This window comes from Methylomicrobium lacus LW14 (genome assembly GCF_000527095.1).
Classification (GTDB): domain Bacteria; phylum Pseudomonadota; class Gammaproteobacteria; order Methylococcales; family Methylomonadaceae; genus Methylomicrobium; species Methylomicrobium lacus.
Genome location: NZ_AZUN01000001.1, coordinates 732,015 through 751,471, shown reverse-complemented (window position 1 = coordinate 751,471; position 19,457 = coordinate 732,015). Strand labels below are relative to the sequence as shown.

Below are 19,457 nucleotides of genomic sequence, written 5' to 3'. Positions count from 1 at the left end.
TGCGCGGCTGTTTTTTTCTCTCGCTCTCAGCTCCTAACATTCCGCCAATTTTTGCAAGGCGAATTGAATGTTTTTCCGAATTCGCTCGGCATCGCCAGCGGCCAGAGAAAATTGCAAGGCCGTTTCACAAGCCTCCCGGCTTTCCTGATAGCGCCCGGTCCAGTAAGACGCCACCGCCAATTCATCAAAAATTCGCCACTGATAAACTTCTTTTTCGACAAACAATATGTCGCTTGGGAATGGAATTTCGCTGCCCGCTTTCGCGAATAAATAAGCTTGCGCATACCAGCCCTGATTACGGCAATAGGCGGCCAGCTCATGTAACGGTTCGGCGCCCCGGCTTGGCCGCATTTCATAGGCTTTCAGCAACTGCGAGACAATCTCGCCATACGGCTTATTCATAATCACCGCCAATTTTCCGGCCTGATATTGCGCAACGAAGTTTTCCTCAACCCAACCCGGCATCTCGGCGCGCCGTAGATAATTTGCGTAAGCTTTTTGATATTGTTTGGCATCCCGGTAAGATTGCGCCAAATAAAAACGGCTGCGGCAGTCCTCGGGATTTTTTTTCAATTCAGTTTCGAGCAAGCGCGCATCCTTCAGAAATTTTTCCTCGGCGCTGACGCCGCGGGAACGCACCCCTTCGCCCTCATGAAAAATGATCCAGGCATCGGACAGCGATTCAATCGAAGGCGAACCCTCGGCGAGCAGATATTCATGCACAACCCCCTGCCATTGCCAGCGTGTTTGCGAAATATCTATCAAATTACTGAGGCTATATCGTAAGATTCCATGATGCTTTTCGAGGCGATAGGAAATACCGGGCTGCAATTTACGGTAAAACTGCGGATCGGAGCAAGCCAGTTCTTCGTCGGCGTCGATAATCAGCACCCAATCGGCCTTCCCTGAGCGGTAAGCATATTGCAAAGACTGATTTCGATTAAAACCGAAATTGACCCATTCATGAATGTGAACTTCTCCGGGAATCCCGGCCTTTTCCATCCATGCCTTGATAAACTCGGGCGTACCATCGGTGGAGCCGGTATCGACGATCACATAATAACTGATAATGTCTTTGATAGATGCAAACAAACGCCCAAGCACGGGCGTTTCGTTTTTTACGATCATATTCAGACAAATGCGTTTTTTCGTCATGACACTATTTCCTTGAGCCTATGTATCGTTCCATTGCGCAAACCGCTGACAGCATTGCAGTGAAACCGGTGTATAAAAGTTTTCGGAATATTATGTAAAAAAATGATCCTGATGTGAATCCCTCTGGACTCGCGATCAAAATTCAAGGTCATTTAAATCTGAAGTCCATAAAAAAAGAACCCATCGCGTGGATGGGTTCTTTGATCGACAAAGTGGGGGGCTAAAAAACGAGAATTTACCCCGGATTAGGAGCGGCACAAACAACATAAACGGTGTACTGACCCGGCGTCGGAGGATTATTGCCGTTCGACGACGTCCAGGATACACCCCAGCCATTCGGCGTTATCGAGCCATTTGCGGCGACTTCAGCCTGATTAAATAAAGGTAGGCTTCTTACGATCTGCGCACTGTTTGCCGCTGGCGCACCGCCACCGCCGAATGCGACTTCGGGCGCAACACATTCGGCAACCACCAGAGCATTATTACCGGGGTTAACTTGCATAGCATATCTGACCACCACCGTGCCTAAGGCGCCTCCGGTAAGGCCATTGTCACCCTTTGGACCTTGAGGACCTGTTGCGCCATCCGCTCCCGTCGGACCTTGAGGACCTACCGGACCTGGTGTGCCATCTGCCCCCGTCGGACCTTGAGGACCTACAGGACCTGATGCGCCATCTGCACCCGTCGGACCTTGAGGACCTACAGGACCTGATGCGCCATCCGCCCCCGTCGGACCTTGAGGACCTACCGGACCTGATGCGCCATCCGCCCCCGTCGGACCTTGAGGGCCTGTATCGCCGGTTGCACCCGCCGCGCCTGTCGCACCGGTATTATCCCAAATGATCTCCAGTTTCGGCTCATGCGCCGTGGCTTTACCTTCCTTGCTGTCCAGTCGGATATTCAGATCATCGCTGCCTTGCAGTACAAAACTGACCGCCGTCGCGCCATTGCCCAAACTTTCTTTGACATAATCGGTGACATCAAACTCCACCCATTGATTAAGCTGTGGAGTCGCGTCCCCAATGAGCGTTCCGATGTTCAAGTCGGCATTTTTAATCGTCATCTCGCCTACGTTTGTACTTGATTGAAACAAGCTCAATGCCCCCGTTGCTCCTTTCCTCTTCGGCACGAACAGCTTTAACTTGGCCTGAGTTAGCGTACCCGTTGGCGCCCCGTTAAGACTAAATTTCAGATAACCTGTTTGCGTTGTACCGCGCACCTGAATGAATGCGGCCTTGCCAAAATTTTTCTTCACCTGGGCAGATGACACGTAACTGTCATCAGTCAATGTAAAATCCGCCAAGGCAATAACAGGCATCGCCGTTAGTGCGGCAACGGCCCCCATTAAGGCTAACGATTTAATCTTATACTGTTGTTTGTGAACGTGATGATTTTTATTATTCATGTTGCCCCCTTCATTTATAAAATTTAAATTATTCTATCTAATAGAATCAGTTGAACATCACATTCATGCTTCACGAACCATAAGAGCACAGTCACCTTCCTTTTCGCTTCCTTAAATATTTAATGTAGCTCCGACAGTTCCTTATTTTAAAAGCCGATCGATGTTTGTGATAAATATAGCAAAGATTAAAAAAAACTTAATATTTGATACATAGTTAACTTAATAATTGAGAACTAGATCGCAAATTTAACAAAAACCTATGCGCTTGAAAGAGAAAGCTCGTTAGACTAACAATCAAGATATGGCGATACAGCCAAAAACACGAAAAAAAAAAGCGCCGTCAGGGAATGGCGGCGCTTTTTATTATTTAGATACGCCAAAGGCGTTAGAGAATGGGAAGAAAAATAAGCTTCTACGCTTAGTCGATCACTTCAATACCGCCCATATAAGGTAGCAAAGCCTCCGGAATCCGAATCCGTCCCTCCGCATCCTGGTAATTTTCGAGTACCGCGATCAAGGTTCTGCCGGCGGCCAAGCCAGAACCGTTCAGAGTATGCACGAGTTCCGGTTTGCCGGTTTCGGGATTGCGCCAGCGCGCCTGTAGGCGGCGTGCCTGGAAATCCTTGAAATTGCTGCATGAAGAAATTTCGCGGTAAGCGCCCTGCCCCGGCAGCCAGACTTCGAGATCGTAAGTCTTGGCGGAAGAAAAGCCGGTATCGCCGGCGCACAGCAGCATACGGCGGTACGGCAGGTTCAGTTTTTGCAGAATCGTTTCTGCATGTTGCGTCAGCTCTTCATGCGCCCGCGCCGAATCATCCGGCCTGACGACCTGCACGATCTCGACTTTTTCAAACTGATGCTGGCGGATCATGCCGCGCACGTCGCGGCCGTAGGCGCCGGCCTCGCTGCGGAAACACGGGCTGTGGCAGACCAGCTTCAGCGGCAGGTCTTTCGCATCGAGAATCACGTCGCGAACGATATTGGTGACCGGCACTTCCGCGGTCGGAATCAGATACAACGGCGGATTATCGCCCGCCTTGAACAAATCCGCCTCGAACTTCGGCAACTGGCCGGTGCCGCGCAAGCTGTCCGCGTTGACCAGATACGGTACATAGGTCTCGCTGTAGCCGTGCTCGCCGCTATGCGTGTCGAGCATCAACTGAATGATCGCCCGTTGCAGACGGGCCAGCGCGCCGTTCAAGACGACGAAGCGCGCGCCGCTCAGCTTGGCGCCCAACTCGAAATCCATGCGTTTGTTTCTGGCGCCCAGATCGACGTGATCCTTCGACGTAAAGTCAAAAGTCGGCAAGGTGCCCCAGCGGCTGATTTCGACATTGCTGTCTTCGTTCTTGCCTTCCGGCACATCGATGTCGAGAATGTTCGGTATATACTCCAGCAGCGCCGTGACCGCCGCCTGAATCTCGGTCAGTTCGGTTTCGGCCTGTTTCAATTGATCGCCGAGATGCTGGACCTGATCCATCAACGGCTGAATGTCCTCGCCCTTGGCCTTGGCCTGTCCTATCGCCTTCGAACGGCTGTTGCGCTCGTTTTGCAGTTCCTGCGTTTTGACCTGCACGTCCTTGCGGCGGTTTTCGAGGTCGGTATAAGCCTGCTTGTCGAAAGCAAAGCCGCGTCTAGCCAATTGCTCGGCGACATAATCGAGTTCGGTTCTAAATAACTTGGGGTCTAACATGATGGATACGTTACTATTAATATCAAGAAAAAAATCTAGCTAAAATGCGCCTGGGCCGGCCAACTGACGATATGCTCGAAATGCAGTTCGGCCTGCAAGACGGCGATCGCCTGCATGACCCTGTCCGGCTCGTCATAGAACTCCAGGATCAACGGCAGTTCGAGCGATAAATCGACCAGCGACGAGGTATGGATTTCGCGCGAGGCGCCCATGCCCTCGATGCCGCGAAACACGGTCGCGCCCAGGATTTTCTGCCGGTCGCGCAATATGTTCAGCGCCTTTTCGAGGCGCATGTCGCCATCCAGCACGTAAATTCTGGCAAGCATTATCGGTTTGATGCTCATATCCTTTCACCCGCGCTCAGGCCGAGCCATAACAACAATAAACACAACAAGCCGTTGCCGGCAAATACCCCCGCGATCAGATTCAGATGGGTCTCCAGCGCAAAGCCATGCTCAAGCAGGTAGAGCACCACATAGAGGCCCGACAAGGTCAAAAAGACCCCGGCCATGATCACCATCATCGCGGCGCGGTATTCGACCGCAATCTCGACGCGCTGCAACAGGATCGCGGCGACGATGCCGATCAAAAACGCGACCAGCGCATTCGCGAGCATGATCGCATAAGGAATGGCGCCGTCCTGCCAATGGATCATGCCGGCCGAATAATAATACAGCGACCTGCCAGCCAAAAGGCCAAGCCAGACCGCGAGCAGACAGGCAAATACGCTGCCCGCGATATTGAGCGCGGCCTTCGACAGCGCGCCCTGTTCGATCAGATAGATCGTTTCGAGCGAAAAGCTCGAAAAGGTCGTAAAGCCGCCGAGAAAGCCGACCAGGATCGCGGCGCGGTATTCGAGCGCAAACGTGACCCTTTGCAAAATCAAGGCTTCGGCCAACAGGCCGATTAAAAATGAACCGATCACATTGACGGCCAGCGTGCCGTAAGGAAAGCCCCGCCCCAGCCACTGGTAAACGCCGCTCGATACCAGAAAACGCACTACCGAACCGCAGGCGCCGCCGAGCGCGATCACGATCAACTGATTCATGTTAACGGCTTATGAGCCGCGCTTGGCCGCAAATTGGGGCGCGATGAAATGCTCCCGGTAATACTGGAGTTCGTCGATCGATTCTTTGATATCTTCCAGGGCGCGGTGCGAGGATACCTTGTTGAAGCCGTCCTTGATTTCCGGCGCCCAGCGCGCGGCCAATTCTTTCAGCGTCGAGACATCGATGCTGCGGTAATGGAAAAAAGCTTCCAGCTTCGGCATGTAGCGGACCAGGAAACGCCGATCCTGCCCTATCGTATTGCCGCACATCGGCGAGGTTCCTTCGGGAACCCATTGTTTCAAAAATTCGAGCGTCTGCCGCTCGGCTTCAGCCATATCGATTTCGGACGTCCTGACACGGTCGATCAAACCGGATTGGCCGTGATGTTGCTGATTCCAGTCGTCCATCTCCGCCAGCACCGCGTCGGGCTGATGCACCGCCAGCACAGGTCCCTGCGCCAATATCGCCAACTCCTTGTCGGTGACGATCGTCGCAATCTCGATAATCACATCCTGGTCAGGATTTAATCCGGTCATTTCGAGGTCAATCCAGATAAGACGATCCGAATCCAGTGCCATTTAATATCTCTCCATTATGTTCATAAAGTTCCGATTAGTGTAGCATTGGCGAATCTCAATGGCTATTCCTTAAAAGCTTCGATTATAACCAGATATCCATGAACATTTTTACCGTTATTTTCATCATCGCGCTGATTATTTCCTACTCGCTGCAATTCTGGTTGTCCAGGCGCCAGGCCGCTTACGTGCTGGCGCACCGCGGCGAAGTCCCCCCCGCTTTCGCGAAGTCGGTACCGCTGGCCGCGCACCAAAAGGCGGCGGACTATACGATTGCGAAAGGCAAACTCGGCGACATCGACGGCCTCTTCGGCTTGGTCCTCCTGTTGCTGCTGACTCTGGGCGGGGGCATCAATCTGGCGTTTACCTTCTGGTCCTCGGTTATCGAATCTTCGATCCTTTCCGGGGTCGCGGCGATCGCAACGATCTTTCTGGTAATGACCCTCTTGGAATTGCCGACCAGCCTGTATCAAACCTTCGTGATCGAAGAAAAATTCGGCTTTAACAAAAGTACGGTCAAACAGTTTTTCCAGGATCATGCGCTGCAACTGGCGTTGGGCGCGGCGATCGGCATACCGCTGTTATCATTGATTTTGTGGGTGATGGGAAATGTCGGCTCTTTTTGGTGGCTCTGGGCCTGGGCGATCATGATGAGCTTTTCCTTGCTGATGAGCTGGCTGTTTCCAGCCCTGATCGCGCCGTTGTTCAACAAATTCACGCCGATGGAAGAAGGCTCCTTGAAATCACGGATTCAAAAACTGTTGGACCGTTGCGGCTTCAGCAGCCAGGGCATTTTCGTGATGGACGGCTCCAAACGTTCCGGCCACGGCAATGCCTATTTCACCGGGCTCGGCAACAATAAACGGATCGTGTTTTTCGACACCCTGATCAAGTCGCTCGACGATGAAGAACTCGAAGCGGTGCTGGCCCACGAACTGGGGCATTTCAAATGCAAGCATGTGATCAAGATGCTGGTCGCCACTTCGGTGATGAGCCTGATCAGCCTCGGCATCCTCGGCTGGCTGATCGATCAATCCTGGTTTTATACCGGCCTCGGCGTGCAGCAACCCTCGCATGCGGCCGCCTTGTTGCTGTTCATGCTGGTGTCGCCGGCATTCACCTTTTTCATGCAGCCGATCAGCGCCTTTTTCCAGCGCAAGTTTGAGTTTGAAGCGGACAGCTTCGCGTCCGAGCATGCGCAAGCGGCCAAAATGATCAGCGGACTGGTCAAGCTGTATGAAGAAAACGCCAGCACGCTGACTCCCGATCCCTTGTATTCAGCTTTTCATTACAGCCATCCGCCGGCAGCGATCCGCATAGCGCATCTGGAAGCGAAAATGGCGGCCAAGTAGTGTCCGAGCTCAAAGAAGGATTGGTGGTAGCGCATTTAGGCCAGGGCATCGCGGTCGAGCATCGCGGCCAGATCGCTCTCTGCCAAACCTTAAGAAAACTGGATACGGTCGCGGTCGGAGACAAAGTGCTCTGGTCAGAGGCAGGCTCCGGCCAGGGCCGCATCGAAGAGATTCTGCCCAGGCACTCATTATTGATGCGCCCGGCCCGGAACGGCAAAACCCGTCCAGTCGCGGCTAACATCGATACGGTGATGGTGATTTTTGCGATGGAGCCGCATTACGACTGCCTGTTGATCGATCAATATCTGGCGATATGCGAAAACAGCAACTTCAAGGCGGCGCTGGTTCTGAACAAGGCCGACTTGCCGCTGACGGATGCAGCGGAAAACGATCTCGCGGTATATGTCGCGTTGGGTTACCCCTTGTACCAAGTCAGCGCGAAAACCGGACGCGGCCTGGACCAGTTGAAGCAGGCGTTACAAAATCAGGTCAGCATCTTTACCGGCCAATCCGGCGTTGGCAAATCCTCGCTGACCAACGTATTCATTCCGGACAAGGACATCAAGATCAACACGATTTCGGCGTCCGCAAAGCTCGGCCGCCATACGACCACCGCCGCGACCTTGTATCATCTGCAGGAAGGCGGCGATCTGATCGACAGCCCAGGTGTCGCGATCTTCGGGCTGGCGGATTTATCCGCAAGCGAACTGGCGTATGGCTACCGGGAATTCCGGCCGCTTATCGGCCACTGTCAGTTTAACGATTGCCGGCACGAACAGGACAAAGGCTGCGCGATACGGGCGGCGGTCGAAAATGGTACAATAGCCTCCTCCCGCTACCAGCGTTTTCTGAAACTTAAAGAAAAAATCCCGCTCAAGCGTTAACTAATCTTTCGGGCAGCCTTCCAGTTTGTAAATCGCATAGCCTCTCTCGTCGATCTGCCGCCGCATCTCGGCCGGCGCCTCGGCGCTATGACAAAAGTAGCATGTTTCCTGGGTGACCACCGCGTCGGCGTGGCCGATGCTTTCGAGCCAATGTTTGGCGGATTGCAGCGCTTTTTGCGGGTCCTGCTCGTCGATGATCACATCGAAATGCATGATGCCGCCTTTGGTTTTTTTCGCGTAAGTGTCAAATACGTGTGAAATGGTCATATGGTTTCGATAAAAAACCGGTGGACGAGCCACCGGCGCAACAAGAATGCTTTAATAAAGGATATTACCAGAAAAATTTCTGAACAATTTACAAGGCTTTACACAACAATCGAACCGTATTTGCCTGATAAAAAATTTCCTTAGAAAAAAAGTTATTTTTTATATAGTATCGATTCGATATGCTGTGAGATTATGGTATAATAAAATTAATGTCAAGAAATTTTAAAATTTAAGCGTGATGGAAAGAATAGCCATATTTGAAGTCATCGAACGCATGTCGGCATTGATCCGTTCCGAGGAACGCAAGAGGTGCACCGAACTCGGTCTGCAACCGGTCCATTTTCAGGTTCTGGATTACCTTTCGCGCTGCAACCGCTACAGCGATTCGCCGGCCGCATTGACCAACTACCTGGGCATGACGCGCGGCACGGTTTCACAAACCTTGCAGCTGTTGGAAAAAAAGGGCTACATCAGGAAAACGACCGACAGCAACGACCGCCGCATGGTGCATTTGAGCCTGCTTAATGAAGGCGAGTCGATGCTGTCCGATGCACGCTCGACCGAATTGTTCAGGGAGGCTTCGACCTTATTGAACGAAGATACCGACACCGAAAAAGTCTTCTCGCAAACGCTGCTGGCTTTGCAAAAAGCGCATAAATCCCATACCTTCGGTTTATGCAAGACTTGCAAATATTTTACCCGTGAAGCCGACGGATTTGCTTGCGGCTTGACCAAGGAACAGCTTAGCCAGAGCGACAGCGAAAAGATCTGCCAGGAGCACACGGTCAACTAGCGTTCCGATTGCCTGTCCAAAGCCCAGCGCACATGTTCTTTGATCAGTTCAGCTGGATGCTCAAGCTTTGCCGTCAATGCCGCGATGATTTCCGGCGCACTGCGCGCATTGCCGAGCGCGACTGCGATGTTTCTGAGCCAACGCTCATGGCCGATCCTCCTGATCGCCGAACCTTCGGTCTTGGTCAAAAAAGTCTGTTCATCCCAAGCGAACACCTCGAGCAATTGCGGTGTATTCAGCCTATGCCGAGGCTTGAAATCGCCTTCGCCGGTTAATTTCGCAAATCGATTCCACGGACAGACCAATTGGCAGTCATCGCAGCCGTAGATGCGGTTGCCGATCAGAGGCCGCAACGGTTCAGGAATCGCGCCGTGCAGCTCGATTGTCAGATAAGACACGCAACGGCGCGCATCGACCTGGAAAGGCGCTACGATCGCCTGGGTTGGACAAATGCTCAGGCAGGCGGCACAGGAACCGCAATGCGCCGAGGCAAGCGCATCGATCGGCAACGGCAGATCGGTGTAGATTTCACCTAGAAAAAACCAGGAACCGGCTTTGCGGTTGATCAGATTCGAATGCTTGCCGATCCAACCGAGCCCCGCTTTTTCCGCCAGCGCTTTTTCGAGCACCGGCGCGCTGTCGACGAAGGCGCGGTAGCCGAACGGGCCGATGTCCGCCTGGATCTTGTCGGCCAATTTTTGCAGACGATGCCGGATCAGCTTGTGATAATCGCGACCGAGCGCGTAGCGTGAGATATAGGCCGCGCTCGGATCGGCAAGGTTTTTGTCCATCGCGGCGGCAGGCTCGGGCAAATAATCCATCCTTACCGAGATGATGCGTAACGTGCCGGGTTGCAGCAAGTCAGGCCGGCTGCGCTTGAGCCCATGACGCTGCATGTAGTCCATTTCGCCATGAAAATTTTTGCCAAGCCAGACATGTAAATGCTGTTCGGCCTGCTGCAGATCGGTGTCGGCGATGCCGACCTGCTGGAAACCCAACTCCAGCCCCCATTGCTTGATACGCGCCGCCAGTTGCTGCATTTCCTCATGATGATCGGCTGACGGCACCATAAAATCAGGAATATCGCTTTTCAATTAGATTCAAAAACAAACAGGGGCGACAGCAGCCGCCCCTTTGATTAAAGTAAATACAATCTCATAGCTGCCCTACCGGACTGCCGACATTGACGCCTCTACCATCGCCTATATCCGGCTTTTGCACGCTGCTGCGTCCTGTCGTATCGTTATCGTCCAGCGGCGGACGCGGATCGCGGCCGGCCATCAAGTCGTCTATCTGAGCCTTGTCGATCGTTTCCCATTTCATCAGCGCCTCGGCCATCTTGTGCAGAATTTCGATATTGTCCTGCAACAGCTTTTCGGCGCGCTGGTAGTTGCGGTCGATCAACGCGCGAATTTCCTCGTCGATCTGATGCGCGATCTCGTTCGAAAACGAGGACCCCGGCGACGAATAGCCCATGAACGGCTGCCCGCTTTCCTCGCCATAAACCTGCGGTCCGAGCTTGTCCGAAAAACCCCAGCGCTTGACCATGTTGCGCGCCAGTTCGGTCGCCCGTTCGATGTCGTTCGAGGCGCCGGTGGTGACGCGGTCGCCGCCGTAGATCATCAATTCCGCGATGCGGCCGCCGAACAGGCTGGCGATCTGGCTTTCGAGCTTGCGCTTGCTGGCGCTGTACTGGTCGCGTTCGGGCAGGAACATCGTGACGCCCAGAGCATTGCCTCTCGGCATGATGCTGACCTTATAGACCGTGTCATGATCCGGCGACAGCTGGCCGACGATGCAGTGCCCCGCTTCGTGGTAAGCGGTCAGGCGCTTGTCTTCCTCGGTCATCACCATCGTATGGCGCTCGGCGCCCATCAGGATCTTGTCCTTGGCTTTTTCGAGATCGCCCATCGTGACTTCCTGCTTGTTCGAACGCGCCGCGAACAGCGCCGCCTCATTGACCAGGTTGGCCAGATCGGCGCCCGAGAAGCCCGGCGTGCCGCGCGCGATGTATTTCAATTCAACATCGGCCGCGGCCGGCACTTTCTTGATATGTACATTCAAAATTTGCTCGCGGCCTTTCACATCCGGCAGGCCGACATTGACCTGACGGTCGAAGCGGCCGGGGCGCAGCAAGGCTTTGTCGAGCACGTCGGCGCGGTTGGTCGCCGCGATCACGATCACGCCTTCGTTGCCGTTGAAGCCGTCCATCTCGACCAGTAACTGGTTCAGCGTTTGCTCGCGTTCCTCGTTGCCGCCGCTGAAACCCGCGCCGCCGCGCTGGCGGCCGACCGCGTCGATTTCGTCGATGAAGATGATGCACGGCGCGTGTTCCTTCGCCTGCGCGAACATGTCGCGCACCCGCGAGGCGCCGACGCCGACGAACATTTCGACGAAGTCGGAACCGGAAATCGTGAAGAACTTGACGCCCGCTTCGCCGGCGATCGCTCTGGCCAGCAAGGTCTTACCGGTGCCCGGAGGCCCGACCATCAGAATGCCGCGCGGAATCTGGCCGCCGAGCTTCTGGAATTTTTGCGGGTCGGACAGGAAATCGACCAGCTCGACGACTTCTTCCTTCGCTTCCTCGCAGCCGGCCACATCGGCAAAATGGACCGTGCGCTTGTCTTCTTCCAACAACTTGGCCTTGCTTTTGCCGAAACTGCCGGTTCCGCTGCCTCCACCCTGCATCCGTTTCATATAGACCATCCAGAGCACAATCAGCAGCAGCATCGGGAACCAGGAAACGAATATTTCCATCAGAAATGATTGCTTCGGCGGCGCGACGGTGCGGATCTGTACGCCGGCGGCCAATAAATCATCGATCATATGCGGATCGTCAGGTTCGTAGGTTTCATATTCCTGACCCTCATTCGTGCGAATCTTGATATGGTCACCCATGATCTCGACGCGCGCGACCTGCTTCGCCTTGACTTTGTTGATAAAGTCCGAATAGGCGATGGTATCGTCCGATAACTGCGGCCTGGAATTGAACTGATTGAAAACCAGCAGGCAACCTATCAGTACGGCTGTCCAAAGTAGCAGATGAAGTAGACTTGTTTTCATGATACGTCTCCTGCGCCCGCATGCGTCCGGGCAATAATCATGGGATTGACCGGCAGCCAAACCTTTATTTTCGCCTGAATGCTTGCCGGCAAGAACCGTCCCTGGAGGAATGTTGAACTCGGGGCGGAAACATCAATTCCCGCCGCCTATCCCGATGATCCAGTGATGACCGGGACGCAAATCCCTTTGCCTCGCGGCAGCCGCTGAAAAAAGACTTTCAACAGGCCGCGATACAAGTGACGTTGATTATTATTGTAGGGAGTACGCCAAATGATTCAATTTAAACCGAGTATCCGCTTTAAATTGAATATCCGCTGACTTTCATCATAATGCAACAATTAGACTAATTCAAATTCTGATGGGTTCACATTGAGTTCGCCGGCGATTTTGACCGCGACTTTTTTCTCGTTCGCATCGAAATTGCCGTCGGACGATGCGATCGCGATGATCATCCGCATCAACAGGCGCGCGGCTTCATTGTTCGATTTCATCTTGCCCAGGGCTTGATAGGCCTTGGCTTCGCCGATGTCCTTGTCGAATTCGAGCTGGCCGACAAAATCCTGAAACGCCTTGATCACGTCGCTGGTCGTAAACACCGACAGCGCATCGTTGCTCTCGATGAATTTGATCATTTTTTGCTTTTCTTCGCCGGTGATGCTGCCGTCGGCCATCGCAATCAATGCGGAACCGGCCATCGCCGCGTTCAGAAAATCCTTGTTCTTGAATTTCATCGCTTCGGTTTTTAATTCACTGGCTTTGCTTTTCAGTTGACTCAGGAAACTTTCAAAACTCATGGGGTCACTCCTTCATTGGTTGTGGGTAAAATAGGATAAACAATTGAACGGACGCTACGCTACGATTTTTGGGAAAGCCGGCCTTATTTACTGCCCGCCACATAATTCAACCCCCAACCATAGGCTTGGTCCATTTGCTGATGGCCGGAAAAATAATCGACCAATTTGGTGACGCGCAGTTGGCCATTCTCGTTTTCGAGCATCGCGATCGCGCACATGAATTGATCGTTGCGGTGGCTGTCGAGCCGCACTTCGATATCGGGCTGATTTTTACACTTGATCGTGATCACCGCATCGACATGCGACCAGTTCGGCACGCCTTCATAAATGAAGGCAAAGAGCAGCACCCGGCTGAATTCCTGCCATTGGCTGCCGTTGATGCGCAGCGTTTCGCCGCCGACCGAGCGGCCGCTGCGGTCATCCTGATCGAGTTCGATGAACGGGAACTGCCGCAAATTGCCGAAATGCCCTCCCAAGGCCTGCACCGCGCCGCGCGCGCCGTCCTGAAACTCCCACAGGCAGGCCAGATCGAGGTCGATGCCATCGGCCTTTCTGCCGAACAGGCCGGCCGATTTGACCGGCGTCGCGTTCCAGTTCAGATTGACCAGGATTTCGCCGAGACCGTCCCGGTTTTTCTCCAGCGAGATCGACTGGCCGCGTTTTTCGAGCGTGATCTTGCTTAAATTGAGCTTCGGCGGCGGCGCGGGCTCCGGAGTAGGCACCGGTGCCGGCGCCGGGCTCGATTCGCCTTCGCCGACATCGACGCCGTAAAACTCGGCCAAGGGCTGCAAACCGCCGATAAAACCCTGCCCGACCGCGCGCAGCTTCCACTGGTTCTGATGCCGGTAAAACTCGGCCAGAATCAGCGCGGTTTCCTGATTTTTGCTCGTGTCGAGCACAAAGCTCGCGATTTCGAATCCGGTCAGAAAATCCTTGACCAGCACGGTCACCTGCTGAATCTCCGCGAAACTCTGGCCTTTCGCCTGACCATCGGTGATCGTGATCGTCAGCGCAATTTTCGTAACCTCCGGCTGCGTTCTGTCCAGATGCAGAGTCAAGCGGTTGTGTTCGGATTCAAGTTCAACACCCTGATCGGCGCGGACTGGCTGATTGTAAAATACGAAATCGTCATCCCTGGACACCTTGCCTTGCGCATTCAACAGAAAAGCGCTCACGTCGAGGTCGGGGCCCGAGATCTTGCGCCCCGTCATCACGGTCACATGCAAGGCTGGCGCCGGCAGCGGACAATTTTGTCCGGCGACCATATCGATTCGATTATACATTGAACCCTCCCGCCAAGCTGCGCGTTTGATTAGATGGTAACTTCTTTATAATCCTGCAGCGACACCAGTTCCCGATTGCCGTAACAGGCATGCCGGGCGATGATGTCATCGCTCCATTGTCCGTGCGTCGCGACTTCGCACATCGCATTATGCATTCTGAACACGGCCGGCGCGGCGCTGTCCTGCATCGACACCGCCATGTCGTGGTCCGAGCGTTCGACCCGGTAGGCATTTTCGATCGCCGGCACCTGATCCGGATGAATCGCGGTCTTGCCGATCAAGCCATGCGCCAAATCCTGGCGAATCTCCTGCTGCAAGGTTTCATAGTCGTCCAGGTATTCGAAAACCGGTGCGGACAATGCAAATCCGTAAGGCTTGAACTGCGTGACCAATTGCGCGATCACCTGCCCCAGGGGCGTTTGATACAGCGTCATGTGCCGAGGCCTTCTAATGCCCAGCAGATTCATCAAATCGTTGCCGCCGACTCTGAGCATCAGGATGCGCTGATCGACGCCTTCCTGCAACAAGGCCTGGCGAAGTTCGCGCATCGCCTCGGCATCGAACACGTCGCGGGTTTCGAGCGTCGGCATCACCTTGAAAGACGTGCCCTGCAATTGATCGAAGTAGGCCGAAAAATTGTCGAGCGTGAACTTGGGCAGCACGAAGCCGTCGATGCGTTCGATATGCGGTAAGTCGAGCAGCCGCGAGAGAACCTCGGGATTGCGCGCGCGGATAAAGCGGAAACGCCCCTTGGTTTCCCGAAAGCCCTGCATGCACAGGCCCAAATGGCGGATGCAGCTGTCGACCTCGAATTTCAATACCGCATCTTCGGTGCAGAAAATCATCGATCGTAACTGCGGCAACTTATCGCCATTCGCAATGTCGCGAAGGTCAAGCCTGTGGGCGGGCATGTATAGCGGCGCCCCCAGTTGCCAAGGTGAGAACGGCCGATTTTGATCGGAAACTGGGAACATGGGGTTCATTTGACCTCTTTGATTAAAGCTGCCGCGAGATACGGCAAATCCTTGTGCTCTTCGACCGGGATAGATTTCGACTCGGCCAGCCATAGCAGATGCCGGGTGGCTTCCGAATCCTTATTTCTGAGCAGCAGGCGCCCGGCCTCGCGTCTCAGCAAGACGCGAGTCGCCTCGCCGATCCCGGGTTTGATGTAATTATAATGACTCAAGCGATAGCGTTCAGCAATGCCCTGCAAAAAATCCAGCGATACGGCCTGCAAGGCCTCCTTATCGGGCGGCGCTTCAGGCTCCCGAATGCCGGACTCCCGACACACCGTTTCCACCTGGCTCAGCATTGCTTCGATAAAATACTGCGATAGATCGTACGGCTCGAATTTCTTATAGTAGACACAGCCGTGAAATGAAGCGGGACCTGATATTTCGTGCCGGAAGATCGAACGGCTGATCAGCCCGGAGACGGTCGCATTCAACACGCAGGACGGGATCAGATAATCCTCGTTTGATGCGGCGACCGCCGCGGCTCCGGACAGGTCGGTCAGTACAAACAAATCGGCCGGAATACGGATGCCATCGGAGTCGACAAAATCGTCCAAACTGGCTGCCAACTGCCGGGCGATCACGCCCTTGCCGGTCCAGCCGTCCACAAAAACCAGGGATTCCTGCGCATGGCGCCGCAAAATAGTGCGTAGCGCCTGTTGATCAAGGCCTTTGTCGCGCAGGATAGAAATCGAATAATGGGCGGCGTCGCGCCCAAAATGGCGTTTCAGCACATGCTTCAGCAACACGCCGACCGGAGTGCCGGCGCGCGCGAGCGATACCAGTGTGATGTTGTCCTTGCGCAAGGCATCGATCCGTTTGGCCAGAAGCAACAGATGCTCGGCCATGCGCCGGCCGTTCAAGGCGATGGCATCGTGAAACAGTTGCAGATAAGCCTCTGAGGGCAGCGACTCGTGCGACAGCATTTCCGAATAATGCCTCCGGCCCGACTGGATCAGCGCTTCCTTGAGCGCGACCGGGGTATCTTCGATCTCGATCGGCGTCAGCAAAAATTCGACATCGCTGGCTGAATAACTGCCTGTAAACGGAGCCGTCATCTCATTGCACCGTTGCGAGAGTCTTGAACAGCTGCGTATTTTTCGGAATCAGCGCATAATCGCAGAGCGTCAGGAACGGTGCATCGGTCCGGCTGTCGCCCGCGCCGAAAGTCAAAACTTCGGGATGTTGGCGCCGGTAACGGTCGAGCAAATACTGCACCGCGTCCTCCTTGTTGATGATTTTCGGCAATAACGCCAGATTATTGCCGTTCAAATGCGTGTATAAACTGCCGTCCCGAACGAAGGGATGCGGTCTGACGATGTCTTCGAGCAATGCCTTCAGCGGCGCCTCGAGGCCCGATTTATGTTTCACCACGCCGAACCAGTCGATATCGAAATCGCGAACCAGGCGCAATTTGTAGCCTTCATGGCGACCCGCGAAAACCTGCACGTCCTCCCAGACCGCCAGCAGCTTTTGATAATAATCGGGCAAGAGACCCCGCATCCGCTCCATCCACGGCGGGTCGAATTGACGATTTTTATCCAGGATCACCGCGCCATGATTCAGCACGACTTCTTCCCGAAACGGCAGATTCACGCGCGCGAAGGCTCCGGCATCGCGCGCGGTGACCGGCACGATCTTGAAGTCTTTTTGAAACCATTGCCAAAGCCATTGCTGCTTGCGTGTCGCAAACGAATTCGGCGTGCCGTCGGGCAGAAATGCCCTGACCTCCAGCGCCGGATCGTCGGGACCGTGCTCGCACTTGCGCAAGGTCTGAAACAGCGTGTCATCCAGGTCTAAAAATATGTAGTTTTGCATGTAAGGTTGCAGGATCGATCGCGATGCGGGCGCTGAGCGCGCGCCAGGCAGCGAGGCGTTCTTGAAGAGGCGCGTTCAGCGGGGTTTCGTGGCAGAGGATGATCGCCTGGTAGGTATCTGGATTCAGGTTGTAGATGAAATTGTCGATGCCGTCTTCGTAATTGTCTTCGAAACGGCAGACCGAGGCAATGTCATTGCCCTGATGGATCGGCGAACGGGTCGTGCTTTGCACCTTGACCCGGTGACCCCGGCGTTCGAGTTCTCGCCCGAGCAAATAAGCCGGCGCATTGCACTCGCCGGTGCCGAGCACCAGCAGCGGGCGCGCATCGGCCGGGTTCAGCAGCTCCTGGAGATCCAGCATGTCCGCATCGGCCAGCGTCACCGGCGACTTGATTCCCAAACGGCCGGGCCAGGCCAGCAAATGTTTCTTACAGCGGCCGTTGCCGATCGCATTGACCGTCACCTGAGGCAAATCCACCTCGCCGGCATCCTCGAAACGCAAACGGCCCGCGCGCAGCGCGACCCATTCGACCGGCACGCCGGCCTGCGCTTCGAGTTTTACGCGGTCTTCAGAACGCGCAAAATTGACCAGGCTGACGATGAACACTCGCCGCAGCCCCGGATTGACCGCCTGATACGCCTGAATCAAGCGCAAGAACGTGCGCCCGGTGCTGATCTCGTCGTCGATCAACACCAACGTTTCGGCGCTCGAAAACAGCTTCCGCTCTTCCGCCCCGCTTGGATAATACAGAAAAAAATCGGTCGCATGACTGTGCGCCTCGTCGAATTCGAGACGCGGCACGCCTTCCAGATGATAGCGCGTGGTCTGCATGAACAGGCCGTTTCTTGCGCCCTCACGGCAGGCCGCTTCGAAGACGCCGTAGCCGAGGCCGGTCGCGGTTTCGGCCATGCCGATCCAGAGCGAGCCCTGCCCTAGCAAGCTTTTCAGTACCGGCCGCGCCAACGCGCGGTAGGTCCAGCTCATCAGCAGCGGACTGACCGGATAATGCTTGCCAAGCACCTTGCTGACCAGCAAAAATTTGCGCTTGCTGCCGATGCGCGAGGCGAAACCGAGCAAGCGCTTTATCGGCACGCGGCCCGGCTCGATGTCGAGGTGCAGAATGCCGGTGTCGAGTGGAATGGAGAGGGTTTGGGTCATCAGGAGTTGTTCAATGCAAGGGCTGGCGCAACAATTTGAGGTAGCTTTAACGCGAGGGACGGATCAAGCCGCCCCGTAAGTTTAGCGCATAAATATTACGAACGGATGATGCCAAACCGTCAGACGACAGAGGCTTCATCCAGCAAAACCACCGGCGTGTTGATTTCGCTTATCTTGAGCCCGTAACGCAGCGGCGGAATCTCCGGCGTTTCGCCGTTGAAGGCCTCGAGCGCAATCTTCGCCAGATTCGCGCCGGCAAGACAGGCCATGCCGAAACCGCCGGAAGGGCGCGGATTGATCTCGAGCAGACGCGGGCCCGACTCGCCTTCCTTGTATTGAATGTTGACCAAGCCGTTCAGGCGGTAATGCCGGATCAAACGCTCGGTCATCCCGGCGATGTCGGGATGATTGTCGATAGCCTGGCCATGGCCGGCCAACGGCGATTTTTTGCGTTGCACCGCGCACAGCAACTCGCCGTGCCGGGCCGCGCAATCGACGCTCCATTCCGGGCCGCCCAGGTGCTCCATCACCAAGAGCGTATCGAAATGCGGCGTATTCGCCATGCCGCCCTGCAATTCCCGCAGAGGAATCTGGTATTCAACGCCCTTCAACAAATGCACGATGCTGTCGCGCTCCGGGTCCAGAATCCGAAAACCCAGGCCATACACCGAAACGGCCGGCTTCACGCACAAACGCTTATGTTTTGATGACAGCGTCTCGACCGCCTGATCGAAGGAATCGCTATCATTGACCGCGATAAAATCCATCGCCAGCGCGACTTCCTTCGGAAGGTCCTGATAAAAATGCGCCTTGTTGTTCAGCAGCGTCAGCGTGTCGTGATCGGCCGCCGCCATCAGCTTCACGCCGGCGGACTCGAACTGTTCCCGGTTTTGACAGGCCAGGGCCACTTCCTTGCCCGGCCAAAAAACATCGATCCGGTGCTCGCGGCAAAAGTCCAGGCACCAAGCGACATAGTCCAGCCCATGCAGGTCGGAAGGCTCCAGATAGGCGTCGTCGGCGGCCAGAAAGGCGGTCGCGGTCCGATGCGTGTGCGTACACACGATCGTGACCTCGCCATGCGGATAACCCGCCTTCAGTTGTCTGAATACCGCGCCGATCGTCGAAAAGGTCTTGTTGAACCAGATTCTCATGCG

19 protein-coding genes are annotated in these 19,457 nt (G+C 54.8%); 3 read left to right on the top strand and 16 right to left on the bottom strand.

Annotation, left to right across the window (positions count from 1 at the left end; genetic code table 11):
* Positions 1-33: 33 nt before the first annotated feature.
* The 6 genes from METLA_RS0103330 to orn form a co-directional block, all read right to left on the bottom strand.
* Positions 34-1,155: a glycosyltransferase gene (locus tag METLA_RS0103330; RefSeq protein ID WP_024297203.1), complete on the bottom strand. Its 1,122-nt coding sequence runs from the start codon at positions 1,153-1,155 to the stop codon at positions 34-36.
* Positions 1,156-1,390: 235 nt separating this feature from the next.
* Positions 1,391-2,560, bottom strand: coding sequence for a CBM96 family carbohydrate-binding protein (locus METLA_RS23685; protein WP_024297202.1), 1,170 nt, complete (start codon positions 2,558-2,560; stop codon positions 1,391-1,393).
* 418 nt (positions 2,561-2,978) lie between these two features.
* Entirely contained in the window at positions 2,979-4,253 is a 1,275-nt protein-coding gene (serS, locus tag METLA_RS0103320; protein ID WP_024297201.1) for a serine--tRNA ligase, read from the bottom strand.
* Between the two features lie 35 nt (positions 4,254-4,288).
* Entirely contained in the window at positions 4,289-4,597 is a 309-nt protein-coding gene (locus tag METLA_RS0103315; protein WP_029646370.1) for a DUF190 domain-containing protein, read from the bottom strand.
* Positions 4,594-5,301, bottom strand: coding sequence for a fluoride efflux transporter CrcB (crcB, locus tag METLA_RS0103310; protein WP_024297200.1), 708 nt, complete (start codon positions 5,299-5,301; stop codon positions 4,594-4,596). The genes METLA_RS0103315 and crcB overlap by 4 nt, the downstream gene beginning before the upstream one ends.
* A 9-nt stretch (positions 5,302-5,310) precedes the next feature.
* The gene (orn, locus tag METLA_RS0103305) at positions 5,311-5,880 is read right to left on the bottom strand and encodes an oligoribonuclease (protein ID WP_024297199.1); all 570 of its coding nucleotides are present in this window, start codon (positions 5,878-5,880) and stop codon (positions 5,311-5,313) included.
* Positions 5,881-5,978: 98 nt separating this feature from the next.
* On the opposite strand from orn, the gene METLA_RS0103300 reads away from it, so the two are divergent.
* Both METLA_RS0103300 and rsgA read left to right on the top strand, forming a co-directional pair.
* Positions 5,979-7,229 carry a M48 family metallopeptidase gene (locus METLA_RS0103300; RefSeq protein ID WP_024297198.1) on the top strand — a complete coding sequence of 417 codons (1,251 nt, stop codon included), beginning with the start codon at positions 5,979-5,981 and terminating at the stop codon, positions 7,227-7,229.
* Positions 7,229-8,113, top strand: a complete 885-nt coding sequence (rsgA, locus tag METLA_RS0103295; protein ID WP_024297197.1) for a ribosome small subunit-dependent GTPase A — start codon at positions 7,229-7,231, stop codon at positions 8,111-8,113. The genes METLA_RS0103300 and rsgA overlap by 1 nt, the downstream gene beginning before the upstream one ends.
* Here rsgA and METLA_RS0103290 read toward each other — a convergent pair whose 3' ends face one another.
* Positions 8,114-8,380 carry a DUF2024 family protein gene (locus METLA_RS0103290; RefSeq protein ID WP_024297196.1) on the bottom strand — a complete coding sequence of 89 codons (267 nt, stop codon included), beginning with the start codon at positions 8,378-8,380 and terminating at the stop codon, positions 8,114-8,116. It lies immediately after the preceding gene.
* Positions 8,381-8,618: 238 nt separating this feature from the next.
* Between METLA_RS0103290 and METLA_RS0103285 the strand changes: the two genes are divergently transcribed.
* On the top strand, positions 8,619-9,173 hold the full coding sequence (locus tag METLA_RS0103285; RefSeq protein ID WP_024297195.1) for a MarR family winged helix-turn-helix transcriptional regulator: 555 nt from the start codon (positions 8,619-8,621) through the stop codon (positions 9,171-9,173).
* On the opposite strand, the gene queG is transcribed toward METLA_RS0103285, so the two are convergent.
* The 9 genes from queG to METLA_RS0103240 all read right to left on the bottom strand — a co-directional run bounded on the left by queG (position 9,170) and on the right by METLA_RS0103240 (position 19,454).
* Complete coding sequence (gene queG, locus METLA_RS0103280) at positions 9,170-10,243, bottom strand: tRNA epoxyqueuosine(34) reductase QueG (RefSeq protein ID WP_029646369.1); 1,074 nt, start codon at positions 10,241-10,243, stop codon at positions 9,170-9,172. The two genes, METLA_RS0103285 and queG, sit on opposite strands and share 4 nt — an antisense overlap.
* An 85-nt stretch (positions 10,244-10,328) precedes the next feature.
* A complete protein-coding gene (gene ftsH, locus METLA_RS0103275) occupies positions 10,329-12,236 on the bottom strand; it encodes an ATP-dependent zinc metalloprotease FtsH (protein WP_024297193.1) in 1,908 nt (635 codons plus the stop codon).
* A gap of 338 nt (positions 12,237-12,574) precedes the next feature.
* On the bottom strand, positions 12,575-13,030 hold the full coding sequence (locus tag METLA_RS0103270) for a tellurite resistance TerB family protein (RefSeq protein ID WP_024297192.1): 456 nt from the start codon (positions 13,028-13,030) through the stop codon (positions 12,575-12,577).
* 83 nt (positions 13,031-13,113) lie between these two features.
* On the bottom strand, positions 13,114-14,313 hold the full coding sequence (locus METLA_RS0103265; RefSeq protein WP_029646368.1) for a TerD family protein: 1,200 nt from the start codon (positions 14,311-14,313) through the stop codon (positions 13,114-13,116).
* 29 nt (positions 14,314-14,342) lie between these two features.
* Positions 14,343-15,287: an HpcH/HpaI aldolase/citrate lyase family protein gene (locus METLA_RS0103260; RefSeq protein WP_281171925.1), complete on the bottom strand. Its 945-nt coding sequence runs from the start codon at positions 15,285-15,287 to the stop codon at positions 14,343-14,345.
* A 5-nt stretch (positions 15,288-15,292) separates the two neighbouring features.
* The gene (locus METLA_RS0103255; RefSeq protein ID WP_024297189.1) at positions 15,293-16,384 is read right to left on the bottom strand and encodes a cysteine protease StiP family protein; all 1,092 of its coding nucleotides are present in this window, start codon (positions 16,382-16,384) and stop codon (positions 15,293-15,295) included.
* A gap of 1 nt (position 16,385) precedes the next feature.
* Complete coding sequence (locus METLA_RS0103250; protein WP_024297188.1) at positions 16,386-17,144, bottom strand: HAD family hydrolase; 759 nt, start codon at positions 17,142-17,144, stop codon at positions 16,386-16,388.
* Complete coding sequence (locus METLA_RS0103245; RefSeq protein WP_024297187.1) at positions 17,113-18,303, bottom strand: phosphoribosyltransferase domain-containing protein; 1,191 nt, start codon at positions 18,301-18,303, stop codon at positions 17,113-17,115. The genes METLA_RS0103250 and METLA_RS0103245 overlap by 32 nt, the downstream gene beginning before the upstream one ends.
* 119 nt (positions 18,304-18,422) lie before the next feature.
* A complete protein-coding gene (locus tag METLA_RS0103240) occupies positions 18,423-19,454 on the bottom strand; it encodes an ATP-grasp domain-containing protein (protein WP_024297186.1) in 1,032 nt (343 codons plus the stop codon).
* Positions 19,455-19,457: the final 3 nt, after the last annotated feature.